Origin of the sequence: Psychrobacter sp. VH5, from assembly GCF_050572635.1 — a bacterium.
Classification (GTDB): domain Bacteria; phylum Pseudomonadota; class Gammaproteobacteria; order Pseudomonadales; family Moraxellaceae; genus Psychrobacter; species Psychrobacter celer.
The window spans coordinates 2,480,524-2,505,918 of sequence record NZ_CP192145.1; the positions used below are offsets into that span (position 1 = coordinate 2,480,524).

The following is a 25,395-nucleotide window of genomic DNA, read 5'->3' on the forward strand; positions in this document are numbered from 1 at the left end:
TGATCAATAATCTCAACTCTCTAACCTTGCACTCTGTTAAATCATATACATACAATTCTCAGCGAAAGCACCTAAGAGCAACTATTAGGGCGTGTTTAACACGCCTTAATAAATATAGTTAGCTGAATGTAAAACTGTTATGGATTTGAACGCGCTACTGGTATAAATTTTACTTGCGTGCTGCGTTCCCAGAGGCTGCGCAACCTACGTTTAAAAATAGCATCCCAGTAGCGCTATGACATTTTTAGAGTGTATCGACTATAGTAATAACTTAGTATGACTTTAAAACCAGTAAAAAATAAGCTGGTATACACAACAATAAGGACTGTTAATAACAATAAGGACTGTTAATTATGTACACTTTCTTAGCCTTAGCGCCAATTCTCGTTGTATTCATACTACTCATAGTTATGCGCCTGCCAGCTAAGATATCTATGAGTATTGCCTATTTGGTGACAGCTCTGCTAGCCTTTTTCATTTGGCACGCTAGTGGTGCTCAGGTAGCGGCTGCTACTGTTAATGGGATTATTGTGGCACTTACTATTTTATTCATTGTATTCGCAGCTATTTTACTGCTGAATACGCTGAAAGAAAGCGGCGCTCTTGTCGCCATACGTAAGGGCTTTATGGATATTTCACCTGATAGGCGCGTCCAAGCGATCATTGTGGCATGGTTGTTCTGCTCTTTAGTAGAAGGTTCATCAGGATTCGGAACACCATCTGCAGTGGGTGCTCCGCTGTTGTTGGCTTTAGGCTTTCCAGCGATGGCATCGGTCATGGTTATTCTTATCATTCAATCTACACCCGTATCATTCGGTGCAGTTGGTACGCCTCTACTACTTGGCGTTTGGTCTGGTATTACTGATAAACAAGATTTAGCACAGTCCATTGCCCCTACTACTGCCGAAAATTATTTATTACAGATTACAGCTAACGTAGGCCTTGTACATGCGCTTATTGGGTTTTTGATACCTTTAATTTTAAGTGCTTTTTTGACAAGGTTCTTTGGTGAAAAACGCTCCTTCATAGAAGGGCTTAAAGTATGGCCATTTGCCATTTTTGCAGGTCTTTGCTTTACTATTCCTTATTTTTTGGTTGCTAAATTTCTAGGGCCTGAGTTCCCTTCACTCATTGGCGGTTTCATTGGGTTGTTAATTGTACTTCCCGCTGCTAAGCGTGGTTTTTTGATGCCTAAAGATACTTTTGATTTTGCCCCTCGCGCAAAATGGGACAAAGACTGGCTGGGTACTTTAGACGAGGTAAAATATGATGATTCAGCAACCCCAAAGTTCTCTTTAATTCGTGCATTTTCGCCCTATTTCATTGTGATTGCTTTATTGGTCATAACTCGAGTGATTGCACCACTCAAAGCTTTTCTGGTAGGGGATTTAACAACCATTAGCCTTACTAATCTTTTTGGTACAACAATCTCTAGTAAGATACAGCTCGCCTATTCTCCTGGTAGCATTCTAATTATTACTTCTTTATTATGTATTTTACTGTTCAAAATGAATAGCCAAGCGGTGAAGCGCAGTTGGAGTAACTCGGCAAAGACCATGGTTGCTGCCGCACCAGCTTTGCTATTCTCAGTGCCTATGGTACAAGTATTCATTAATTCAGGCTCAGCCGCTGAAGTCGCTACTGCGCTACCGGCTATGCCAATATTACTGGCTGAAAGTGCTGCCGATGCTTTTCAAAATGCGTGGCCGCTAGTGTCTCCATGGATTGGGGCAATGGGTGCTTTCATCGCCGGTTCAAATACTATTAGCAATATGATGTTTTCATATTTTCAATGGTCAACAGCCAATCAGATCGGACTCAATAGCGACCTTGCAGCACAAGTAATAGCCTTGCAAGCTGTGGGTGGTGCGGCTGGTAACATGATTTCGGTGCATAATGTGGTAGCTGCTTGCGCAGTAGTCGGCTTGGTGGATAAAGAAGGCTATGTGATTCGCAAAACACTGCTAGCGATGATTTATTATGTCGTGCAAGCAGGTTTGATCGGTATGGCTATCATCTTCGGTCAAATATGGTGGTGGGCTTTAGCCGTTCTCTGGCCCATAACATTCTTTGGACTAATGTCTTTTTGTGGCAAATTTTCCCGTAGAAAACTGAATGGACGATAATCAGGCAAGCTGACGCTATTAAACTAGATCTAGTAGCGTTAGGTTAAGGTTGCCTTCTAGTTAAAACATAACAGCAATAAGAGATAAACCTATGAAAGACTTAACTAAAATCACCGAAATCGAAGATCTGCGCCGCGTTGCTGAGCGTAAAGTGCCGCGTATGTTTTATGATTATGTCGATTCAGGCTCGTGGACGCAAACCACCTATCGGAATAACGAAACCGATTTTGATCGTATTAAGCTGCGTCAACGCGTACTCGTCGATATGGAAAATCGCTCACTGGCAACCACAATGATCGGTGAAAAAGTCAACATGCCTGTCGCCATTGCACCTACTGGCTTCACGGGTATGATGTGGGCGGATGGTGAGATTCATGCCGCACGCGCCGCTGAGAAGTTTGGCGTACCGTTTTCGCTGTCGACTATGAGTATTTGCTCAATAGAAGATGTCGCACAGAATACTAATTCGCCGTTTTGGTTTCAGCTGTATGTGATGCGTGATCAAGAGTTTATGGCCAATTTGATACGACGCGCAAAAGACGCCAACTGCTCAGCGCTGATATTAACTGCCGATCTACAAGTGCTCGGCCAGCGTCATAAAGATATCAAAAACGGTCTTTCTGCACCGCCGAAGCCTACGTTGGCTAATATACTTAATCTGATGACAAAGCCTGAATGGTGCTTAAATATGCTCGGCACCAAAAGACGAACCTTTGGTAATATCGTCGGTCATGCCAAAAACGTTGAGGATCTTTCCTCCTTATCGTCGTGGACGGCGGAGCAATTCGATCCTGGCCTGAGCTGGGATGATGTGGCGCGTATCAAGGATCAATGGGGTGGCAAGCTAATTATCAAAGGTATCATGGAGCCTGAAGATGCAATATTAGCTGCGCGTAGTGGCGCTGATGCTCTAGTCGTCTCTAACCATGGCGGTCGTCAGCTCGATGGCGCACCCTCCTCTATCGCCGCGCTAAGCGATATCGTGCAAGCGGTGAGAGCTGAGAATAGCCAGATTGAGATTTGGCTCGATAGTGGTATCAGATCAGGGCAAGATGTGCTTAAAGCTATTGCATTGGGAGCGAAAGGCACGATGATTGGACGTGCGTTTCTGTATGGACTGGGCGCTTATGGTGAAGATGGCGTGCGCCGCGCATTGGAGCTAATCTACAAAGAGTGCGATGTAAGCATGGCGTTCTGTGGTCATACTGATATCAATAAAGTCACTGACGACATCTTAGTCAATGGTACTTATGAGCAGCTCAAATCGGCTTTGCCTTATCTTGCGCCGATGCGCTGGTAGTATTATTTTGTAGGTTCAAAGCTATACGAAGCGTAGCTTAAACTATTGAGTATCTAAGATGGCTATATACATACGGATTGTTTGTTGTAGCCACGCAAACCTTTATACTGCTACTCTTTAATTACTGTTAATAAATAACGGCATTTATGACTATTAAGCAGCTATTCGCCACCGCGCCTATCACCACTGTATTACTTATCAGTTTTATTGGTCTATTTATCATACAACTGCTCACAGGTGTCGATGCCAATAACCCTTCTACTGAGCAGTTATTGAATTGGGGCGCAAACGCTCTACCCTATACCATGGGTGAGGACCCTTGGCGCTTAGTCACTAGCGGCTTTTTGCATATTGGCTTGATGCATTTATTATTTAATAGCTTTGCGATGTATTTTTTTGGTCAAATCGCTGAGCCGATGTTTGGCTCCGTTAAATTCTTGGCGCTATTCTTGCTCGCAGTGGTCGGCGGTAACGTCCTCAATAACTATGTGACTTGGCAAGCGATCATAGACGGTAGCGGTCAGCCTGGACTGTCGGCTGGCGCGTCTGGCGGGATTATGGGCATCGGTGCGGCTTTACTCGTCGCGGCATTTTTTAAGATGTCAGTCAATGGCATGGTGCTCAATCTAAAAAGCTTAATTATCATCATGGGCATCAACTTAGTCTACGGCTTTGCGGTGCCGGGTATCGATAACGCTGGCCATATCGGCGGCGCGATTACTGGCTTGCTTATCGCCTTGCCTATTGCTCTCGCTTATCGTCAGCGAGAGCTGGCACAGCAAGCAGCTATGGCGCAAGCTCAGCAAGCTTATCAAAACGCGGTCCAAGCGAGCTATGCAAGCAATCATCAGCCAAGCTATCAAACGAGCTTACACGATAATCAGCGCGGTAATCCGCCGCTTACCAATATATTTGCTGATAATAATAGCCAAACCCCTGTAGACTTAAACAACACCGCGGATACTGCTGATTTTGACCAAAGTGGTGGCTATATAAATCACTACCCCACTTATATTGATCCCAAGAAATTTGCGCCAGAGCCTGTTGACGTGAGCCTGATCTGGCGACTACTGCCTTGGCTAGTCATGCTTGTTATTGTCATTGGTTTTTTGTGGTGGTGGCAAGATATTCATAACCAAATCTTGCAAATACTAGCTGCTACTGAATAACAAATTAAGTTAATATTGATGTAACCAATAACGCTAAAACTATTTCCTAACTCCCTGCCCATGAGACCCAACTATGCTTAAACTACCTGCTCCAAGCATGACTTATCGCGCTGTACTTTCCACCTTTGCTGCTACGATGCTCTTAGGGGCAGCTGGCACCGTAAGCGCCGCTCCCTTCAAAAACCTGCCTACCGATCAAGACGCTCAGCTCAGCGTAGGCGTTAACGTACTGTACTCTAATAGCGCTTATGATTTGGACGATGAAGAAGTGCGGGTACTGCCAGGGGTGTTTTATGACAACAACAGAGTCTATGCGCGCGGCGCTCAAGCTGGTGCTTATCTGATCAATGACGGCACTAACCAGCTATCTGCCTACGCCCAATTAGCAGGCAACTCATTCGATCCTGATGATGCCCACGGTGCGCTACAAGGACTAGATGAACGTAAAGCCTCGGCAGCGGCAGGTTTGACGTATTTACGCCGTACCCCGGTTGGCGGTTTCCGTATTCAAGCCGCTACTGACGTTTTAGACCGTAGTGGTGGTAATACTGCCCGCTTAACCTATCTGGCGCGTATCACTAAGAATAAACTGACCGTCTATCCGAGCATAGGTTTTGAGTATCACGATGATGACTACAACGAATACTATTACGGCGTCAGCGATGAAGAATCTGCAAAGACAGGCGTCGTCGCTTATAAATCAAACTCAAGCTTAAACCCTTATATTAACGTCAGCGCCAACTACGATTTCAACGAGCGCTGGGCAGGTTTTTTTAATCAAAGCTTAAGCTACCTGCCTAATGAGCAATACGATAGCCCTATGGTAGACTCACGTACTGATGCTACGACGACGCTTGGTTTGCTTTATAAGTTTTAATTGAGCTTAGATTTTGAATAAAAAAGACCTTGCCACATTACATGACAAGGTCTTTTTACTATTCTAAAAACTATTAGATAACTTACTTAGGATGTACCATATCGGCAGGAGTGACCCACTCATCGAACTGCGCTTCACTCATTAGATCAAGCTCAACGGCAACTTGCTTGAGCGTTTTGTTTTCTTTATACGCGGTCTTGGCGATTTTCGCTGCATTTTCATAACCGACATGACGGTTTAGTGCCGTCACCAGCATCAATGAATTATGCAAGAAGTCATCGATTTTTTCTTTGACAGGCTCGATACCGACGGCGCAGTTTTCGTTAAAGCTATTGCACGCATCGCCCAGTAGCTTGATAGATTGCAACAAGTTAAATGCGATCACTGGCTTATACACATTTAGCTCAAAGTTACCTGACGCGCCCGCCATGCTGATAGTCGTGTCGTTACCCATCACTTGCGCCACAACCATGGTCATCGCTTCTGATTGAGTTGGGTTTACTTTACCTGGCATGATAGATGAGCCTGGCTCGTTTTCTGGAATGGTCAGCTCGCCAAGACCACAACGAGGGCCTGAAGCAAGCCAGCGTACATCGTTGGCGATTTTATTGAGGCTACCTGCTAGGGTTTTGAGTGCGCCAGAAGCAAATACTTCGGCATCACGCGCCGCTAGTGCTTCAAATTTATTTGGGGATGTGACAAAGGGTAAGCCTGTCAATGTTGCCAATTGCTCAGCTGCTTTTACTGCGTAATCAGGGTGGGCATTTAGACCCGTACCGACCGCTGTACCGCCTAATGGTAACTCATATAGACCTTGTAGCGCATTGTCGATGCGAGTCAATGCATGGTCAAGCTGGCTGACATAACCGCTGAACTCTTGGCCTAGGGTCAAAGGCGTGGCGTCTTGTAAGTGCGTACGGCCGATTTTGACGATGCTATCGAACTCTTTGGACTTTTTATCTAAGGTATCACGTAGCGCTTTGACCGCTGGAATCAATAAGCTGTTGATCTGACGCGCAGCAGCGACACGAATCGCCGTTGGGAAGCTGTCGTTGGTAGACTGAGCGTGATTGACGTGATCGTTAGGATGAATCGGTGCGTAAGTGCCACGCTCAGAGCCTGCGATTTCATTGGCACGGTTAGCAAGCACTTCGTTCATGTTCATGTTTGACTGTGTACCCGAGCCCGTCTGCCAAACCACTAATGGAAACTGATCGGTAAGACCGCCGTTGATGACTTCGTCAGCGGCTTGCACGATAAGATCACGCTTATCGCCTTCGATACGCTCTAGGCTAGCATTAGTAATCGCAGCGGCCTTTTTGACTAATGCCATCGCTTCAATCATTGGACGCGGCAAGGTCTCACCACCAATCTTGAAGTTCTCACGGCTACGCTGGGTTTGCGCGCCCCAATAAGCGTCTGCTGGGACTTCGACATTGCCCATGGTATCTTTTTCGGTACGGGTGGCCTGATTTTGTGACATAACGATCCTCTTTTATTAGTAGTTGATAAATGGTTTATCATAAAAAATGCAACTAAAGCTGCACATAAGGAAAATAGGCTGTAAAGTGAGGTTATGATAGCATGGCTTATCATAAATTTCTCCAAGCCGATGCGAGTATTTATACTTACTAGACACTGAACAAATAGATACTAAGTAAAAGTGATTGATCGCCACATATCTTTTTAACCAATACTGTAAATATTATTATGACAACCAATCCACCTAGACGTCAGTTTACTCGCCTGCGCCGCCAACTAACAGATGGTGAGCGCAGACAATACGCACGCATGGCAAGTTTGTACTTGGTTAAATTGCAACAACGCTTGCCTCCGCGTGCTCGTATTGGCTTATATTATGATGGCTTTGGTGAGCTTCCTACTCAGCCACTATTGGACTGGTGTCAGCGCTCAGGCTACCGGGCATATCTGCCAGTGGTCGGCTCGCTCGGTCGTGACAATAAAGGAGACGACGATAAACGCTTGCGCTTTGTGCCCATTTATCACTCAAAACTTATCAACGTACCGACCTATATTCATCGTTTAGGGATGCCGCAAAACCGACATCGGCATTTATTATGGGCAACAGAACTGAACGTCATCATCTGTCCACTCGTAGCGGTAGATAAACAAGGCAATCGTATGGGCATGGGTGGTGGTTTTTATGATACGACTCTTGGAAGAAGCTATCAGTCTGGCGCTTCAAGGCCGCTAAAAATTGGCTGGTGCTACGACTTTCAAGTGGTAGATAAGCTTGAGCGTCAACCATGGGATGTGCCGTTAGACGGTTTGATTACGCCAAGTGGCTTAATGTGGTTTAAACCCACTCATATTGATGAGTCTGAACTAGAAACCTCTAGCGCCGATACCGTTGACACGTATTTAAAATCGTTAGGAAATGATAACAAAAGAGAAAAGCTCTACTACAGTCAAGAACAATCCTTTGACTCTGATGAGCTATCAAGCGTTATTAATGAGGCACGTTTGAATGAGCTGCTAGCGCAGAGTGACGCGTTTTTGGCTAGTTTAAGTGGTGAGATTGAGGATTTTGAAGATGACAATAAAGACCCATAAAGGATTTACAAAGACAACAATGAGCTACTTTTGCTCAAAACCACTAAGGATAGTTTTTACTATCTTGTGGATCATTTTCGTCGGTCTTATTATCACGTTAGGTTTTAGCACAGATCCCTATTTACTTCACGTTCAGAATATTCCTCCTCCGCATCCCTATCCTATAGAATTAGTCGTTATATTAATAATAGCGATGCTGTTTCACTTAAGCCTACTGGTAACTATGGATGTATATATGGATAGTCGCTGGAAGTTCTTCGCTATGCTGTTGACTAGCATTTTATTTTTATTTGGTTTCGGTATGATGGCGATGCATGCACCGCCGTCATTAGGTGGGATGATTTTTTGGACATTCCTGTCATCTTTACTATTTTTATTGCTTTGCTTTAAGCAGGTCTGTTTATTTTTTTTAAGACGATTTTTTTTGTAGAGAATCAGTTTAATAACAAGGTAATTGACATTTTAAAGCTAGGTTGAAAACCCAGCTTACACCAAACTCTACTTAACTTTGATAGCCTTACAACACCATCGCCGCTATCCAACCAAATACCAATAACGGAATGTTGTAATGGATAAAGGTTGGTACCACACTGTCTTTGATATGGTCGTGCTGGCCATCAACGTTTAGACCAGAGGTTGGTCCAAGCGTCGAGTCTGACGCGGGCGAGCCTGCATCACCTAACGCTCCTGCCGTACCAATAATAGCGACGGTTGCTAGTGGTGAAAATCCTAGTGATATACATAGCGGTACATAGATCGCCGCCACAATCGGAATGGTCGAGAACGACGAGCCAATACCCATGGTGACTACTAAACCAATGCCCAGCATGACAAATGCAGCGATCGCTTTATTTCCTGCAAACAGGTTAGTCGCACCATCAATCAGCGGCGCAATCTCCCCTGTCGCTTTCATCACTTCTGCAAAGCCTTGCGCGGTAATCATGATAAAGCCAATCATCGCCATCAGCTTAATACCATCATTAAACACCGTATCGGCATCACGCCATTTGACCACACCCGTCGCCATAAAGACCCCAAAGCCAAACATCGAGCCGAGCAGCAACGAGTCGGTATAAAGCTGCACCACAAAGGCGGTGACGATAGCCGCTAGCGCCACTAGGGTTTTGAGCTTACTTTGTGTCTTAGCGCCAGCAGCGGTTTTGCTCAAGGCGTCATTGGCCACCACGGCGTCATGCGCTTCTTTATCTACTGCGACTTGCTGATAGTCACGCGGCTTACGATAGCTGATAAATATCGCTGTTAATAAGCCGACAAGCATCCCTGTCGCCGGAATCGCCATCGCCTTAGTGACGGAGATATCGCTAATATCGATACCCGCTTCTCCAACGTTTTTGAGCATAATTTGATTGAGATAAATATCACCAAAACCATAAGGGATAAACATATAAGTGGTGACCAGACCAAAGGTCAACAGGCACGCGATCAGACGGCGATCTATCTGCATACGGTTGAACGCCAGCAGCAATGGCGGCACCAGCAGCGGGATAAAAGCGATATGAATGGGGATTAGGTTTTGGCTAAAGCAGCTCATCATCACAAGGCCTGCAAACAGCAGATACTTAATCATCGTGCTGGTGCCACCAGCATCGATACGCTTGATGACCGCTCCTGCGAGTGACTGCGGCAATCCTGAATGCGCAATCGCTACCGCAAAAGCACCTAATAATGCATAAGAGAGGGCAATACCTGCCCCGTTTTGGATGCCTTCTTGAAAGGCTTCTAAAGTTGCGGTGATACCTAAACCGGCGAGCAAGCCGCCCGCTATAGCACCAATGAGCAAACTGAGTACCACATGGACTCGCGCCAGTGACAGCCCAAGCATGATGACTACCGCCAACAGCACTGCATTGATGGTCATATTCTCGCCCCTTACCCTATGTTTTTAGCCTTGTGATGGCGCTTTTGCATTTTACCCGCTCTGCCTTATAGATAGCTTTGCCTGCCGATTGCGGCTAAGACGCGCGTCATTTTACCTGATTTTGCCCACAAAACCCACGCGCAGAACCCCGCAGACAAATAAAACCGAGCAAATAAAGAGACAATATCCTCGTTTCTGTTGGCAATAGAGCCTTGCAATTTTGTATAGCAACACCATTTATCTATCATGAAACACTGACTTGACTGAACAAGTCTAGTGAATAAGGAATGAATATATGACTGACTATAATATTGATAAAGACAATATCGACATCGATGTGTCAGCAGCAACGCCTGATACTGATGAACAAAATGTTGATAAAAACACTGCCGATAATGGCTCAGGCAATCATTTGCCGCTATTGGCGCTGCGCGATGTGGTGGTCTATCCGCACATGCAAATCGCCCTATTTGTCGGTCGCGCACCCTCCGTTAAAGCCGTCGAATTAGCGCAGGCGGAGTACGGCAACAAAGTACTGGTCGTGGCACAAAAAGACTCGCTGACCGAAGATATCGACCAAGATAACCTCTATCAGTATGGTACGGTTTGCCGCATCGTCAGCACCATGCCGCATGATAGCGATGAAAACTGCATCAAGGTGCTGATCGAAGGCCAATATCGTGCCCGCGTTGATGCTATAGAAAACCATGCAGACAGCCAAGACGACGTCTTGATGGCGACTTTTGAGCGTGCTGATCTCGATGTCAGTATGGATGAGAGCCAGCAAAAAAATACCATTCAAGCCTTAACCACGTTATTTGAAGGCTATGCTGATGCTCGTCTGCGTAATGCGCGTGAGCTAACTCGCGTGGCCAAACGCATCGATGATTTGCTTGAACTGGTCTATTTCATCTCAACCCGCGTGTCAATGGATCTTGAGGTTAAGCAATCGTTTTTAGAAGAAGACGATATCAAAACCCATATCAATACTTTAACCGAGTATCTGGTTAAGCAAAGCGCGGAACAAAACATCGAGCAAGATATCCAAGATGCGGTGCGTCAGCAGATGGAAGACAATCAGCGCGAGTACTTCTTAAATGAGAAGATGAAAGCCATAAAGAACGAGCTGTCAGAGATGAATGACGGTGCGTTTGATGGCGAAGATGATGTTGCTGAGCTAGAGCAGCGTCTCGAAGATGCTGACTTGCCAGAAGATGTGCGCAAAAAAGCCGAGCAAGAGCTGAAAAAACTCAAAATGATGCCGCCTGCATCGAGTGAATCATCAGTGGTGCGTAACTACATTGAGTGGATATTAGACACGCCGTGGAATGCCACGAGCAAAGTATCGATCAATTTAGAAAAAGCCAAAAACGTCCTCGATGAAGATCACTATGGCTTGCAAGATGTCAAAGATCGCATTTTAGAATATCTTGCCGTACAATCACGAGTGAAAAAACTTCGTGGTCCGATTCTTTGTTTAGTCGGTCCTCCGGGTGTTGGTAAAACCTCGTTGGGTGAGTCGATTGCACGTGCAACGGGTCGTAAGTTTGTACGTATGGCACTCGGCGGCGTGCGTGATGAAGCGGAAATCCGCGGTCATCGCCGTACTTATATCGGTGCGATGCCGGGTAAGATCGTCCAATCACTGGCAAAAGTCGAAGTTAAAAACCCGCTATTCTTATTAGATGAAATTGATAAAATGGCGCAAGACTTCCGCGGTGATCCAGCATCAGCGTTACTTGAAGTATTAGACCCTTCACAGAACGATACGTTTAATGACCATTATCTCGATATGGACTTGGATCTCTCACAAGTGATGTTTATCTGTACAGCCAACAGTATGGATATCCCGCCTGCGCTCTTAGACCGTATGGAAGTCATTCGTCTGCCGGGCTATACCGAAGAAGAAAAGGTCAATATCGCGCAGAAGTATCTTGTGCCAAAAGCGATTAAAAATAATGGCCTTAAAGACGGTGAGATTGAAATCGTTGAAGCAGCACTGCACAGCATCGTGCGTAGCTATACGCGTGAAGCGGGTGTGCGTAACCTTGAGCGTGAAGTCAATAAAATCTGCCGCAAAGTGGTTCGTGGTTCGGTCGAAACCCATGGTGCCCGCGCACCGAAAAAAGCAGAGCGTCAGCTGGTGGTGGTCGATGACAAAAACATCGATGATTATCTAGGCGTCCATCAGTACGACTACGGTCTGGCAGAAGAAGATCCTGAGATCGGCCGCGTGACTGGTCTTGCTTGGACACAAGTCGGTGGTGAGCTATTGACCATCGAAGCGGTGGCGATGAAAGGTAAAGGCGAGCTGAGCTTTACCGGATCGCTTGGTGACGTGATGAAAGAATCGATCCGTGCGGCCATGAGTGTGGTACGGGCGCGTGGCGACAGCCTAGGTATCGACTACGAGACCGTCAAAACCACTGATATCCACGTGCACATGCCAGAAGGCGCAACACCAAAAGACGGTCCATCGGCTGGTGGTGCGCTGACCACAGCGCTGGTCTCTGCCTTAACTGGCATTGCCATTCGCCCGGATATTGCCATGACAGGCGAGATTACCTTACGCGGTAAAATCTTACGCATCGGCGGTCTCAAAGAAAAGCTGCTGGCTGCGCATCGTGGTGGTATCAAACATGTGTTGATTCCAGAGAGTAATGAGCGCGACCTAGCTGATATCCCCGACAACGTCAAAGAAGGCTTGACCATTCAGCCAGTGGCGACAATTGATGAGATATTAAAAGTAGCGCTGGTCAGTATGCCAGTGCCACTCAAGCCTGCCAAAGTAACGGTCGATAAAACCTCAAGTAAAGCGCTGCATAACTAATCTGATTCGTTACTAATCCCGTCTTACAAAGTAAAGAGCCGCTCATCGTCATGATGGGCGGCTTTTTTGCCTCATGCTTTTTAAACCCATACGATACTTACATTTATTAACCGATTGTTGCGCATTTGATGAATAACTATACCCAATGCTTGGCTATACTGATTGCGACATTAAGCAATGCTTGAGTAATTAAGCAGTGTTTGAGGACAGTTTTTGAGTACAGTGTTTAAGTACTCAGAAAACATGAGTACTTTTAGAAAACAATAGACATTCATCACAACGAATAAATATAAATGGAGAGAATAATGAATAAGTTAATGCTTAGTAGTGCCCTATTATGTGGTTCGGCTCTTGCCATGACTGGCTGTCAAACGGTCGAAGGTCAAATGCAAACAGGCAACCCTGTCAATCAGCCAGCACTAAAATCTACCATCAAAGCCGTCGCTGGTAACCAAAACGAAGTCGGACAAGTATTTTTACGTCCAGTAGATGGCGGCGTACAGGTATATGGTAAGCTGATGAACTTGCAGCCTGGTAAGACCGTATCGCTTCATATTCATGAGACAGGCAGCTGTGCCAATATGGGTAAAGCAGCAGGTGGTCACTTCAATCCAGATAATAAACCGCACTCTAACCCTGATGACATGAATGGTCATGCGGGCGACTTGCCGAACTTAACCGCCAATGCTGATGGTGTTGCTACTATCAACTTTGTAAATAAGAAAATCTCCGCTGCTGATGCCGGTAAATATAGTGTTAACCGTTTAGCATTTATCGTGCATAGTGGGGTTGACGATTATACTAGCCAGCCAGCTGGTAATGCAGGCGATCGCGTTGCTTGCGGTATCATCGAAAAGACCTAATCGCAGTAGTTCGGTCGTGAAACATAGCCGTTTGCTAATAAAAAACCTCTTAGAGCATCTAAGAGGTTTTTTTATGGACATTAACATCGCAAGGTATGATCGAATCCAAATAAATCAGATACGCGACTATTAGGTCGCTCACTGTATCGGTATCGAAGATTGGCTATCGTTTGGACTGATATTGATTACTCCTCAACCCACTCGCCATTGCGCCAGTACAAACCCCAACGCGTGGCTTTGCCGTTTTTTTCAGAGCCGATATATTGCTCTTTTTTCTTACGTGACCAGCGCAGTATCGTTGGATTGCCATCTGGATCTTCATCTGGCCCGTCAAACAGATACTGGAATTTATCTTCCATCTTATCCTTGATAGGTCGCAGCTCAGCCAGCTTGGGCGCACGAGTTTCGCGCACTTTTGGGAACTTTGAGGCGGCGAGGAACATGCCTGCAGCGCCTTCACGCAAGATAAAATAGTCATCATGCTTGGTTGATTTGAGCTCTGGCAGATGTATCGGATCCATACGCGGCGGTGCAGCTTCACCGGTTTTTAGCACTTTGCGGGTGTTGTCACACTGCTGACAGGCAAAATAAGGGCCAAAGCGTCCAGTCTTTAGCTCCATTTGTCCATCGCACTTATCACAATCAATGGTTGGCGCATCCGAGCCTGGGACTTCAAACTTACCTTCTTCTAAGATATAACCGTCGCAGTCAGGATTGTTACCGCAGATATGCAGTTTCAGGCCGCCATCGACGATATAGCCGTTCATCGCTGTACCACATTTGGGGCAGCGTTTTTTCTCCATCAGGTCTTTGACTTCCGCCACTTCATCGGCCGCGTCGCTTTCATCAAGATTGGCAAAAGCTTCGACTGGCATCAAGTTTTTGGTGCCTTTGCAGCGCTCTTTTGGCGGTAAGTTATAACCGGTGCAGCCTAAGAACACCCCCGTCGAGCCGGTACGCAGCTGCATTGGACGCGAGCATATATCACAGTGCACGTCTGGCACATCGGTCGGGTCATTGGGGCGCATGCCATCTTTTCCTTTGGCGCGCTCGAGCGTCTTTTTAAAGTCGCCATAAAAGTTATCTAGCACATCTTTCCAGTCTTGATCGCCTTCTGCGACGTGATCTAGCTTGTCCTCTAACGCGGCAGTAAAGGTATAGTCCATTAAGTCTGGGAAGCTTGCGGTCAATCTATCGGTGACGATATCGCCCATTTTTTCGGCGAATAGACGCTTGTTTTCGAGCTTGACATAGCCGCGGTCTTGAATGGTGGAGATGATAGAGGCATATGTCGATGGACGGCCGATGCCTTTTTTCTCCAGCTCTTTGACAAGGCTGGCCTCAGTATAGCGCGGTGGTGGCTTGGTAAAGTGCTGGCTTGGGTCAAGCTTATCTAGGGTCAACTGATCGCCTTTTTTGACATCAGGCAGTAGCGTATCGTCAGTCTTGGCAGGCGGCATGACTTTGGTATAGCCGTCAAACACCATGGTACGGCCGCGGGCTTTTAGCTCGACATCGCTTGCCGCCACAAATAAATTCACCGATAGATACTTTGCTGGCAGCATCTGACAGGCGACGAACTGACGCCAAATCAGCTCGTACAGACGTATGGCATCGCGCTCAACGCCTTTGAGCTGGGTGGATTTCATATGGACATTAGATGGGCGAATCGCCTCATGCGCCTCTTGTGCGCCTTGTTTGTTGCCATAAAAATTTGGTTTTTCTGGCACATATTTATCGCCATAACTGTCTTCGATATAGCCACGCACAGCTGCCAAGGCATCACCAGACAAAAAAGTCGAGTCGGTACGCATATAGGTAATGTGCCCCGCCTCATACAGGCGCTGCGCCAAAATCATGGTCTTCTTCACTGAAAACCCTAAGCGTGTGCTGGCCGCTTGCTGCAAGGTCGAGGTGATGAACGGCGCACTCGGACGCGACTGCGTGGGTTTTTCTTCACGCTCTTTGACGATAAAATCGCTGGTTTTGAGTACGGCTAAGACTTTATCGGTCTGCTCTTTATTGGCCAGCTTAAGCGTTTTGCCGCCTTGTTTGGTCGCCTCTAGGCGAATCGAGATTTGCTCAGCATCTGTCGGTTTTTTGGCATTACTAGCAGTAACGTGGGTATCGGCATGGATCTGCCAGTATTCCTCTGGAATAAAAGCGCGAATCTCATGCTCACGCTCGACCACCAAGCGCATCGCAACCGACTGCACACGGCCCGCCGACAGACCACGTGCGATTTTTTGCCATAGCAGCGGCGATACCATAAAGCCGACGACACGGTCTAAAAAGCGCCGCGCTTGCTGGGCGTTGACACGGTCGATATCGAGCTTTGATGGCTCTTTAAACGCATTTTGAATGGCGGATTTGGTAATCTCATTAAAAACCACACGCTGGTATTTGCTATCAGGGCCGCCGATGACTTCTTTTAGATGCCAAGCGATGGCTTCCCCTTCTCTATCCATATCCGTGGCCAGATAAATTTTGTCAGCGTCTTTGGCCAGTGCCTTTAGCTCTTTGATGACTTTGGTTTTGTTTGGCAGCACTTCATAGACGGCCGCCCAGTCATGCTCTGGATCGACACCCATACGGCGCACCAGTGCTTGCTGCGCTTTTTCTTCTTTGCTCAGCGTCTCATCTTTTTTGGCAGCGGTTGTCTTTTTTGCACTTTTACTGGCACTAACGGGCAAATCACGGACATGACCGATACTTGAGCGTACGATAAAGTCATCACCAAGGTATTTATTAATGGTTTTTGCTTTGGCGGGTGACTCGACAATCACCAACGACTTGCCTTTTTTTGGGCTATCGGTCGCGGATGCTTGAGTTTTTTTGGTTGTGGTTTTTGCCATATGTGACGACACCATAATATAAGTAGATGAAAAGTAGGTTTAAATTCAGCAGCATGGCAATTTATGGTAGCTAAGTATATTCGCTCAGCAATTTATTGTAGTAATGGCTGCCAATAAAAACGGTTATGAAACAAACACTAACCATAATACAAAGCGCACGTTATAAAGACGTTACACTGCCGAGTATTAAGCTGTCAACTGCAAATGACTGAGAGTTTGCCAAAAGTGCTTGCATATTGCTATTAAATGGAGACGAAAAATTGCTTTACCAGCTTTAGGGATTTTTTTGCACTTGTCGCGCCCATTTGTCTAGGTTTGCCTTTAGGACTAATAGATCAGTCTCAATCATTTTTTGTTGATAGGCGGGGTTGGTCGCTGGACGCACATAGGCGATATCTTCCCAGTAAATCACGATGCTATTGGCTTTGGTCAACAGTCCTTTGACAAAAGGCTCGATGCTTGCAGGCAAGTCCAGCGGCGCTCTGTCCAAAGCAAAGTTGGCCGGTTTGATAACAGGCTTGCTATGAGTCGCGCGAATCGCACTTGGCACCACAAGCTTGCTGTCATCTGCACTCGTATCGACAAAGCTACTATCTGGTCGCCACTGTCCATCAATCACCTGATAGCGCGCATGGGGCAGCTGGATATCGTCCAGTATGAGGCAGTACTGCCCAAGCATGCCGCGGCCATACTCGTTGTCACGGCCTTTGATCCAATCAGGGCAACTGACCAGCTTTGGGTTGAGCTGCAAGCGGCGCGCTGTCATGCGCAGCTTATCCAAACGCTGATCGATACCGTTAGGCTTGAGCGCCATCATACTCCCTAATACAAATAGTACAATGATAACGCCGATCAATATTCCCATGATGGTGTGGCCTTTTGACTAAAAACAATGATATGAAAAATATAACGCTCACCGCTGGCGGCTAAAAAGCGCGCAGATAGACACTTATAATGCGTATCAACGCCTAAAAATCAAGCAAGTCATACACAGTAGCCGTAAACGCTTGTAGCGCGCCTCCGTACTATCACTCTTATGGATTCACTGGTATATCAATTACTTATCGATATACAAAAACACCAATACTCACAAGATACAAAAAGCTGGCGGCTCTAAAAGGTGCTATGATAAACCATAATTTTAAACGCGCGCAGGTTTATTATGAATTATCTTCTTCAGCAAAACTCATCGAGCACCGCGTCACGCCGCAAAGTCGCCACGCTAGCAAGCGATATACAAACCAGCCGACACGGTATACAAAAAAGCCGAGCAAGCCTGAGCTTGGCGATGATAGGTACGGCCGTGCTACTATTATCAGGCTGCGCCACGACCCAGAGCCTAACGCCGCAGCAGTGTCAAGCCAGCAATTGGCAGGAGGTCGGCTACGCAGATGGTGTCCGTGGTCGTTCTGGCGCGTACTTTGGACACTATACCAATCAATGCGCAAGCGTCGGCGGTGCGATGCCCAATCGCATCCAATGGGAGCAAGGGCGCCAGCAAGGCCTAAAAACCTACTGCACCGAGCTCAACGCCTATAAGCTGGGCCGTGAAGGCTACGACTGGCAGCCTGTTTGTCCGTTGGAAGGCATTGAAAAGCTAGAAGAGGCCTACTCGCAAGGGCGCTACTATTATATTCGTCAGCGCGACCTCGACTATTTGCGCACACCTTATCCATTCGGCTATGGATTTGGACGCTTTGACTATGGTTATCGTCCTTTTGGTTACGCTTGGTAATAGGGTCTACCAAACCTAAAATAAAGGAAACCTCGCAAGGTTACCCGAGCGAGGCTGGAGAAAGCATTTATTATTTTGATTTTTCTTATTGTTGTTTTGGTGGTTTTTCTGTTGATTGGCGCACTGCTACTTTTTACCACTCTGCTGCTATAACTGCCCGTTTACCCGCACTTTATACAGCCTACTCATTGACAAAGGCTATCTTGGTCAGTCCTGCTTGGCTAGCGGCGGCCAGTACCTGTGCCACGGTATCGTACTTACTGTCTTTGTCAGCACGTAGCTGCACCGAAGGATCCTCGCCTGTTGCACTTTGCTCTTGTAGCTTTGCCTCTAGCGCGTCCATACTAATCGGATCGCTGTCCCAAAATATGCCCGCGTCTTCATCAATACTGATTTGAATGGCTTTTGGTGGCGGCTCAGTGACTGCTGCGCTGGTTTTTGGCAAGTCCAATGGTACCGTTGGATTGAGCACCGTCGCCGTCAATAAAAATATAATCATCAAGACCAGCATGATATCAATCAGCGGAATGAGGTTCATCTCATTCATACTCTGACTATCATCATCACCCAGTTGAAATGCCATAATTTCCCTCGATATACTGCTTTCAATTCGTTTGGTTATTCACGCTACCACTTACATTCATTACCTAATCACTACCCTCATCAGTTTTAATGACCTTGTTAGAGGGAAGCCATTATCCCTGTGATGGGGCTGAGTTGCGATAGTGCGCGGTGTGCTGTGCGTCTTTTTGAGTGTCCTGCTGATCTTTTGCGGCCTGAGTCGCAGTGACAGTGCTAGGACGGCTATTGATCGCTACCTGCTTAGCAGATGTCGCCAACAAATCATGGGCGCGGTCATTGGCTTGGTACATCACTCGGCGATTGATACGCACCGAGAGGTTATAAAACACCACCGCTGGGATGGCAACGGCGATGCCAAGGCCTGTCATAATCAGCGCCTCACCGACAGGCCCTGCAACTTGTCCGAGTCCTGCCTGTCCGGTCATGCCGATATTGTGCAGCGCATGAAAGATGCCCCATACCGTCCCAAATAGCCCGATAAAGGGCGCAATCGCAGCGGTCGTGCCAAGGATAGGCAAGCCGCGCTCACTGGCAAAGCGGTAGCGGCCGATATGCTTGAGCAATGTCTGCTCGGTGACTAGGCGACGCTGCGCGGCATCACAGCCGGCCAGCTCAGGCTGCTTAGCGGTAATCTGCTGACTCAAATCGTCTGCGACAGTAGCGGCCAGTTTGCGGCTTTGTAGTACGCGAATAACCCCCGTCACCCAAGAGACGATAGACAAGATAAATAGCAAAAAAAACAAGGTTTTGGTCACCATGTCGCTGATTTGCCAGTAGTGCATAAAGTCCATGCCAGACTCCTTAATGTTTAATGTCATCCTATGATAGCGCGGCGTATATCACAGCTCGCCTTATCATAAAGAATCATAAAATTATAAATATTTTTTAAAATTAATGAGATGAATTCAATAAAATGCGCGCTAAGGTACAACGTAGCTAACTGGTAGATTCACAAAACCTACCTCGGGCACGCCGTTTTTTGTAAAAGGTACGAACATAGCAGAGTGCATCTTGTTTACTGCATCTCTGTCTACTCTCTTATTACCTGATGTTTCAACTAAAAGTACATCACTAACCCGGCCCTGTTTATCCACTGTCACTTTCAACAATACATTAAAAGTATCACCCGTCTTGGCATTTTTTCGAACACGATCAGGAACCTTGAAGCTCGGTGTTTTTGTTATCTCCGCATCACTAGCACTAAAACTTACTGGCGTATTGCTTGCTGCAGCTTTTGCTTTGGCTTGTGCCGCAGCCTCAGCAGCTTCTTTAGCCGCTTTCTCTGCCGCCAACCTCTCAGCCTCTTGCGCTGCTGCTCTATCACGGGCTTCTTGCTCAGCCTTCTGCTGTTCTTGCTCTCTTCTACGACGCTCCTCGGCTCTGCGACGTTCCTCAGCTCTGCGCTGTTCATCAGCCGCTTGGGTATCGACTTTAGGCTCAGTTGCCGGTGTTTTTGGCGCTTCTGTTTTAATGATATCAGGCTGCTTTTCTATTACTTTTTTAGGCGGCGCTGCTTTCTTCGGTGGCGTTGCTTTAGGCGGTTTTTCTTTGATAACCGGCTCTTTGATCGGTTTTGGTTGAGCCTTGACGATAGGCGTGGCTTTAGGTTTTGGCGGCGTTGGCTGCACTTTTGGCGCCTCCTCCTCTACCACGGCGACAGGCTCTTTTTGCGGCAATGTCACAAGCTCTATCTCAATGGGCGGCGTTTGGATTTTTGCTTCTACTGGTTTTTCAGGCGCTTTCATCGCCACTAGCGCAGCGACAGTCAAGGCATGAAGGCCGACGACGACCACGGCAGCGGCGAGCGTCAGTTTGGGAGATGGCGCGTCTAAAATCGTTGAACTCATAACACTCTAATATTCAGTGACCGAAGTAGAATGATGTAGATGATAGTGCAAACGATAATTATTATCAATAATAAATTGTGTTGATTTTATTAGACCAAGCCTAAATCAGTCGCACCCGATAAAAACGTGCTTGTTTTATTTGTAATTGGCAATACGTTAATAAAAACCATTATCATTTATATTGATAATAAGTCTCAATTAATTTATCATGACCGATTATCTATCCGATAAGACCGCTTGAGTACACTTAACTTACAATATCAACAACAACGAGCGCTTGGATAGTGAATGTACGAATGATAATAATACCGCTGAGCATCGTCTTGCCTATCACTCTATGCGATACATCCTGCAAGACCAGCTCTTTTTTTTATATAAGCCGTGTGGTGACTGTGATGGTTTTCAGACCGTCGTTGATGTTTTACAAGCTGATTACTTTGTCTCTACACCGCTCACCCAGCTGATTTACCGAGTTATTTATGTCTACTACTGTATTATCCAACCGCCTCTCTAGCACTTTTTTTAAACGTCCCTTATGGACGGCGATGGCCACCGCCCTTGCCGCGACGATCAGCGTGGCAGGCTGCAGCTCTCCTGAGTCCAACGACTCAGAGCCTGCGGACGCTCAGACCGAAAACCCAACCGCTGACCATGCCGAAAACGTCGCCAATAACGATGCTGTCTCGACGCATACCGTTACTGTCGATACCGCCAGAGGGGATATCGATCTGGCAATGAATCCATCGCCATTGGTCGTCTATGACATGACCTTGCTACAGGATTTGGCGGCGCTGGATGTGGCTGTCGATGGGGCGCCAAGTGACCTGCCTTTAGACAACTTGCATTCAGAGACGCAGCCTGATCCTGAAGAGGTGGGTACTTTATTTGAGCCTGATCTTGAGGCCCTAAACGCCATGCAGCCACAAGCGATTTTAGTCGGTTCGCGTATGGCGGAAAAATACGATGAGCTCGCAAACATCGCGCCAACCTTAGATATGACTATCGATACGGCTAATATCTATGAGTCCAGCAAACAGCGCCTGCATGATTTAGGTGCACTATTTGGTAAAAGCGCGGAAGCGGCCAAATTACAAAACGATATCGACAGCCTAATCACAGAGGCCAAAGCCGTCACCAAAGACAGTGGCACCGGTCTGGTGGTGATGGTCAATGGCAATAAAATGTCTGTCTATGGCGCTGACTCACGCTATGGCTTTATTCATAATGTCGTCAATGTGCCGATCGCTGACGATCAAATCAAAGACGGTCGTCATGGTCAGCCGATCTCTTTTGAATATCTACAAAAGACCAACCCTGATTGGCTATTCGTCGTCGATCGTAGCGCCGCTATCGGTGAAGACAGCGTGGGTGCCAAAGCAGTCTTAGACAATCCGCTGGTCGCCCAAACCACCGCGTGGCAAAAAGACCAAGTGGTTTATCTAAGCCCAGATTCTTATCTCGCCTTTGGTGGTTATTATCAGTGGATACAAGATCTGACCACGATAAAAAATGCGTTTGCAAGCGCAAAATAAACGCGGCAACCATACCAGCTATTTTTTGACCTATTATTTAATGAGCCAGTAGCCGTTATGTCGTTATTTTCATCGCGTGCCCAGGCCCGCGCCAATAGTCTTGAGGCCAGGCCCGCTTTGTCCACATCATCACCTTGGCAAAGCGGCAGCAAGGCTCTGAGCCTCACGCGTCGGCATGCGGCCCTACCGCCATGGCTTATCAACACAGCCAGCCTCATCATGATGGGGCTTTTGGTGTTATTAAGTTTGTCCATTGGCGTGGCGGATTTTTCATGGTCTGGTATTTTTCATAGCCTCATCAACCATAGCGCCAACTCAGACAGCTCGCTGATGCTGGTCAGCCGGTTGCCGCGTACTATCGCTATCATTCTCACTGGTATCGCCATGGCGGTGGCAGGGATGATCATGCAAGTGGTGCTCAAAAACCGTTTTGTTGAGCCATCAATGGTAGGGGCCACCCAAAGCGCAGCACTGGGATTGCTGGTCGTTAGCCTGCTGTTCCCTGCCAGTGCGCTACTGGTCAAGATGAGTGTCGCCACTGTCTCAACTGTGTTTGGCATGATGTTATTTATGCTCCTTATCCGCCGCATACCGCCGACAGATTATTTGATGATTCCGCTCATCGGTATTGTATTTGGCGGTATCATCGAGGCGGTGACGACCTTTATTGCCTATCAGACCGAGACGTTACAGATGCTCAGTGTTTGGCAATTTGGTGACTTCTCTGGCGTTTTGGCAGGGCGTTATGAGCTGCTATGGCTAACGGGCGCGCTGTGCGTGCTGGCTTATATCATCGCTGATAAGCTAACCATCGTCGGGCTAGGCGATAATATCGCGCTCAACTTAGGCATTAGTAAGCGGCAGGTCACTTGGCTTGGCGTCGGTATGGTGGCGATGATGAGCGCGGTCGTCGTCGTGACGGTGGGCATGATTCCTTTTATTGGTCTGGTGGTGCCAAATATCGTCAGCCGACTGATGGGCGATAAGCTGCGCCGTAGTTTGCCAGCTGTCGCGCTCCTTGGTGCCTCAGCGGTACTCTTGTGCGATATCATTGGCCGCTCTATTCGTTATCCGTTTGAAGTGCCGGTCGCCACGGTGTTTGGTGTGGTCGGCACGGTGCTGTTTTTATGGCTGTTATTGCGCGCGCCTGCTGAGCGATAAGGTGTTTTGTAATAAGGCACCTCATAACAATGTAGCGCATAATAACGCATCTGGCCATCAAGCAGCTGACTCACCACCATCGACCCTTTTCTTTATTTATTCGTCCTGTTGTCTGCTTAGACAAGCGTGGCGTTGTTACTGTTACAGGTAGCATAGTAGGATTTGCGTATGTTTTCACCGTCTAAGCATGGCTCTATAACTGGCCGCTCTACAAAGACTGACTCAGCGAAGCGTCGTTTAAAAAACAATAATTTAAATAACGAGCACCACGCAGCCCCCTCTAGCCAGAATCGCTTGGCTCAGCTTTGGGCATGGATCAGCAACCATCCAAAATCGATTGCCGCTGTTATTTTACTGGTCTCAATGACGCTATTTTTGACGCTTAACGTTCATGGTCATTGGGATTTTGCCCTACCACTACGAGGTAAAAAACTGCTGGCGCTCATGGTGGTCGGCTATGCGATTGGCGTATCGACTCTGCTCTTTCAAACCTTAACACACAATCCTATTTTGACCCCTTCTCTACTGGGCTTTGACTCGCTGTATGTGCTGCTCCAAAGCTTATTGGTGTTTTTTTTCGGGACGATGAGCTTTACCAGCATCAATCCTATTGCCAAATTCACCCTTGAGATTGTCCTGATGTTTGGCGCGTCGTTATTATTGTTTCGAGTGCTGTTTTCAAAAAGCAATCAGGATTTGACGCGGCTGATACTGGTGGGCGTTATCTTTGGGGTGTTGTTTCGCAGCTTATCAGCACTGATTGCGCGCCTGATTAACCCCGATGATTTTGTCGTGGTACAGTCGGCCAGTTACGCGCAGTTTAATACCGTCAACCCGCAGCTATTAGGGATTAGCTTCATTATCTGCACCATTAGCGCGCTGTGTATTTGGCGCTGGCGCTATCAATGCGATGTCTTGATGCTCGGTAAGGCGCAAGCGATTAATTTGGGCATTAATTATCAACGCCTCGCATTTGGGCTATTGACGGTCATCGCGGTATTGGTCGCCACCGCCACGGCACTGGTCGGGCCGGTGACTTTTTTTGGCTTGCTGGTCTGCGCCTTGACCAATCGCATCTCACGGCATATGTATCATAGCGAGCGTTTGATATTGGTCAGTTTGGTGGCGATGATTTGTTTAATCCTCGGTCAGACGCTGTTTGAGCAAGTATTGGGTATGGCGGGAGTGTTATCCGTGGTGATTGAACTGGCGGGCGGCTTGGTGTTTTTGCTACTGATATTTATGACTCAGCGGCGTTGATGACATGTCGTATTAACCTATCTAAAAAATAAGAATTATTATGATTAAACTCGATAATATCTCCCACCATATCGGCAAACAACAAATCCTGCATGACATCAGCTTGTCCTTACCAAGCGCCCAAGTCATTGCCCTAATCGGCCCCAATGGCGCGGGCAAATCCACCTTATTTTCGCTCATGGCAAGGCTACAACCGCTACAGTCTGGGAAGGTGATGTTTGGTGAGCATGATATTGTCAGTTGTCCTGCGCGCACTTTGGCTAAGACGGTGGCGATGCTCGGGCAAGACAATCAGGTACAAGGCCGCCTGCGCGTGCATGAGCTGCTGATGTTTGGCCGCTACCCGTATCATCAAGGACAGCCAAGCACACAGGATAAGCAAAAAGTACAAGAAGTGATCGCGCGTTTTGAGCTTGAACCCTTAGCCGAGCGTTTTTTATCGACGCTCTCTGGTGGTCAGCGGCAACGCGTGCTGATTGCGATGATTGTCTGCCAAGACACGCCGTATCTACTGCTCGATGAGCCACTAAACAATCTCGATATGTATCACTCTGGGCGTCTGATGCGTGAGCTGCGCGAGCTTAGCTGCAGTCAGCAAAAAACCGTGGTCATCGTCCTACATGATATCAACCAAGCCGCGCAGTTTGCCGATACTGTGGTCATGATGAAAACTGGCCAAGTGATGGCGGTTGGGCAGCCTGTCGATGTCATCACTAAAGATACCATGAAAGACTTATATAACGTCGATGTGACGGTACTTAACCATCAAGGTCGGCCAGTGATTATCGATACATTGTTATAGTTA

19 protein-coding genes are annotated in these 25,395 nt (G+C 47.1%); 12 read left to right on the forward strand and 7 right to left on the reverse strand.

Going from position 1 to position 25,395, the window contains the following annotated elements; genetic code table 11:
• Positions 1-353: 353 nt before the first annotated feature.
• The 4 genes from ACNFVB_RS10375 (at position 354) to ACNFVB_RS10390 (ending at position 5,472) form a co-directional block, all read left to right on the forward strand.
• Complete coding sequence (locus ACNFVB_RS10375) at positions 354-2,126, forward strand: L-lactate permease (RefSeq protein ID WP_093071257.1); 1,773 nt, start codon at positions 354-356, stop codon at positions 2,124-2,126.
• Positions 2,127-2,217: 91 nt separating this feature from the next.
• Positions 2,218-3,426 (forward strand): alpha-hydroxy acid oxidase, encoded by a 1,209-nt coding sequence (locus tag ACNFVB_RS10380; protein ID WP_430737432.1) that lies wholly within the window; start codon positions 2,218-2,220, stop codon positions 3,424-3,426.
• 146 nt (positions 3,427-3,572) lie between these two features.
• Positions 3,573-4,595, forward strand: coding sequence for a rhomboid family intramembrane serine protease (locus ACNFVB_RS10385; RefSeq protein ID WP_430737433.1), 1,023 nt, complete (start codon positions 3,573-3,575; stop codon positions 4,593-4,595).
• Between the two features lie 73 nt (positions 4,596-4,668).
• Positions 4,669-5,472 carry a MipA/OmpV family protein gene (locus tag ACNFVB_RS10390; protein WP_430737434.1) on the forward strand — a complete coding sequence of 268 codons (804 nt, stop codon included), beginning with the start codon at positions 4,669-4,671 and terminating at the stop codon, positions 5,470-5,472.
• Between the two features lie 82 nt (positions 5,473-5,554).
• On the opposite strand, the gene fumC is transcribed toward ACNFVB_RS10390, so the two are convergent.
• On the reverse strand, positions 5,555-6,955 hold the full coding sequence (fumC, locus tag ACNFVB_RS10395; RefSeq protein WP_430737435.1) for a class II fumarate hydratase: 1,401 nt from the start codon (positions 6,953-6,955) through the stop codon (positions 5,555-5,557).
• 227 nt (positions 6,956-7,182) lie between these two features.
• Here fumC and ACNFVB_RS10400 point away from each other — a divergent pair, with 227 nt between their 5' ends.
• Positions 7,183-8,046: a 5-formyltetrahydrofolate cyclo-ligase gene (locus tag ACNFVB_RS10400; protein ID WP_430737436.1), complete on the forward strand. Its 864-nt coding sequence runs from the start codon at positions 7,183-7,185 to the stop codon at positions 8,044-8,046.
• A 517-nt stretch (positions 8,047-8,563) separates the two neighbouring features.
• Here ACNFVB_RS10400 and ACNFVB_RS10405 read toward each other — a convergent pair.
• Positions 8,564-9,925, reverse strand: a complete 1,362-nt coding sequence (locus tag ACNFVB_RS10405; protein WP_430737437.1) for a Na+/H+ antiporter family protein — start codon at positions 9,923-9,925, stop codon at positions 8,564-8,566.
• Positions 9,926-10,379: 454 nt separating this feature from the next.
• Here ACNFVB_RS10405 and lon point away from each other — a divergent pair, with 454 nt between their 5' ends.
• Both lon and ACNFVB_RS10415 read left to right on the forward strand, forming a co-directional pair.
• Positions 10,380-12,755 carry an endopeptidase La gene (lon, locus tag ACNFVB_RS10410; protein WP_430738522.1) on the forward strand — a complete coding sequence of 792 codons (2,376 nt, stop codon included), beginning with the start codon at positions 10,380-10,382 and terminating at the stop codon, positions 12,753-12,755.
• A 305-nt stretch (positions 12,756-13,060) separates the two neighbouring features.
• Positions 13,061-13,618: a superoxide dismutase family protein gene (locus tag ACNFVB_RS10415; RefSeq protein WP_430737438.1), complete on the forward strand. Its 558-nt coding sequence runs from the start codon at positions 13,061-13,063 to the stop codon at positions 13,616-13,618.
• Positions 13,619-13,803: 185 nt separating this feature from the next.
• Here ACNFVB_RS10415 and topA read toward each other — a convergent pair whose 3' ends face one another.
• Together topA and ACNFVB_RS10425 are read right to left on the reverse strand one after the other, a co-directional pair.
• Positions 13,804-16,473: a type I DNA topoisomerase gene (gene topA / locus ACNFVB_RS10420; protein WP_430737439.1), complete on the reverse strand. Its 2,670-nt coding sequence runs from the start codon at positions 16,471-16,473 to the stop codon at positions 13,804-13,806.
• Between the two features lie 274 nt (positions 16,474-16,747).
• The gene (locus ACNFVB_RS10425; RefSeq protein ID WP_430737440.1) at positions 16,748-17,338 is read right to left on the reverse strand and encodes a hypothetical protein; all 591 of its coding nucleotides are present in this window, start codon (positions 17,336-17,338) and stop codon (positions 16,748-16,750) included.
• 297 nt (positions 17,339-17,635) lie between these two features.
• Between ACNFVB_RS10425 and ACNFVB_RS10430 the strand changes: the two genes are divergently transcribed.
• Complete coding sequence (locus tag ACNFVB_RS10430) at positions 17,636-18,208, forward strand: DUF2799 domain-containing protein (RefSeq protein WP_430737441.1); 573 nt, start codon at positions 17,636-17,638, stop codon at positions 18,206-18,208.
• A 181-nt stretch (positions 18,209-18,389) separates the two neighbouring features.
• On the opposite strand, the gene ACNFVB_RS10435 is transcribed toward ACNFVB_RS10430, so the two are convergent.
• The 3 genes from ACNFVB_RS10435 to ACNFVB_RS10445 form a co-directional block, all read right to left on the reverse strand.
• A complete protein-coding gene (locus ACNFVB_RS10435; protein WP_430737442.1) occupies positions 18,390-18,791 on the reverse strand; it encodes an ExbD/TolR family protein in 402 nt (133 codons plus the stop codon).
• Positions 18,792-18,903: 112 nt separating this feature from the next.
• Positions 18,904-19,581, reverse strand: a complete 678-nt coding sequence (locus tag ACNFVB_RS10440) for a MotA/TolQ/ExbB proton channel family protein (protein WP_430737443.1) — start codon at positions 19,579-19,581, stop codon at positions 18,904-18,906.
• Between the two features lie 129 nt (positions 19,582-19,710).
• Positions 19,711-20,637, reverse strand: coding sequence for an energy transducer TonB (locus ACNFVB_RS10445; protein WP_430737444.1), 927 nt, complete (start codon positions 20,635-20,637; stop codon positions 19,711-19,713).
• Between the two features lie 479 nt (positions 20,638-21,116).
• On the opposite strand from ACNFVB_RS10445, the gene ACNFVB_RS10450 reads away from it, so the two are divergent.
• The 4 genes from ACNFVB_RS10450 to ACNFVB_RS10465 all read left to right on the forward strand — a co-directional run bounded on the left by ACNFVB_RS10450 (position 21,117) and on the right by ACNFVB_RS10465 (position 25,392).
• Positions 21,117-22,169 (forward strand): siderophore ABC transporter substrate-binding protein, encoded by a 1,053-nt coding sequence (locus ACNFVB_RS10450; protein ID WP_105243970.1) that lies wholly within the window; start codon positions 21,117-21,119, stop codon positions 22,167-22,169.
• A 219-nt stretch (positions 22,170-22,388) separates the two neighbouring features.
• Positions 22,389-23,330, forward strand: a complete 942-nt coding sequence (locus ACNFVB_RS10455; protein WP_430738523.1) for an ABC transporter permease — start codon at positions 22,389-22,391, stop codon at positions 23,328-23,330.
• Between the two features lie 168 nt (positions 23,331-23,498).
• Positions 23,499-24,590 carry an iron chelate uptake ABC transporter family permease subunit gene (locus ACNFVB_RS10460; protein WP_430737445.1) on the forward strand — a complete coding sequence of 364 codons (1,092 nt, stop codon included), beginning with the start codon at positions 23,499-23,501 and terminating at the stop codon, positions 24,588-24,590.
• 40 nt (positions 24,591-24,630) lie between these two features.
• Entirely contained in the window at positions 24,631-25,392 is a 762-nt protein-coding gene (locus tag ACNFVB_RS10465) for an ABC transporter ATP-binding protein (RefSeq protein WP_430737446.1), read from the forward strand.
• Positions 25,393-25,395 lie beyond the last annotated feature (3 nt).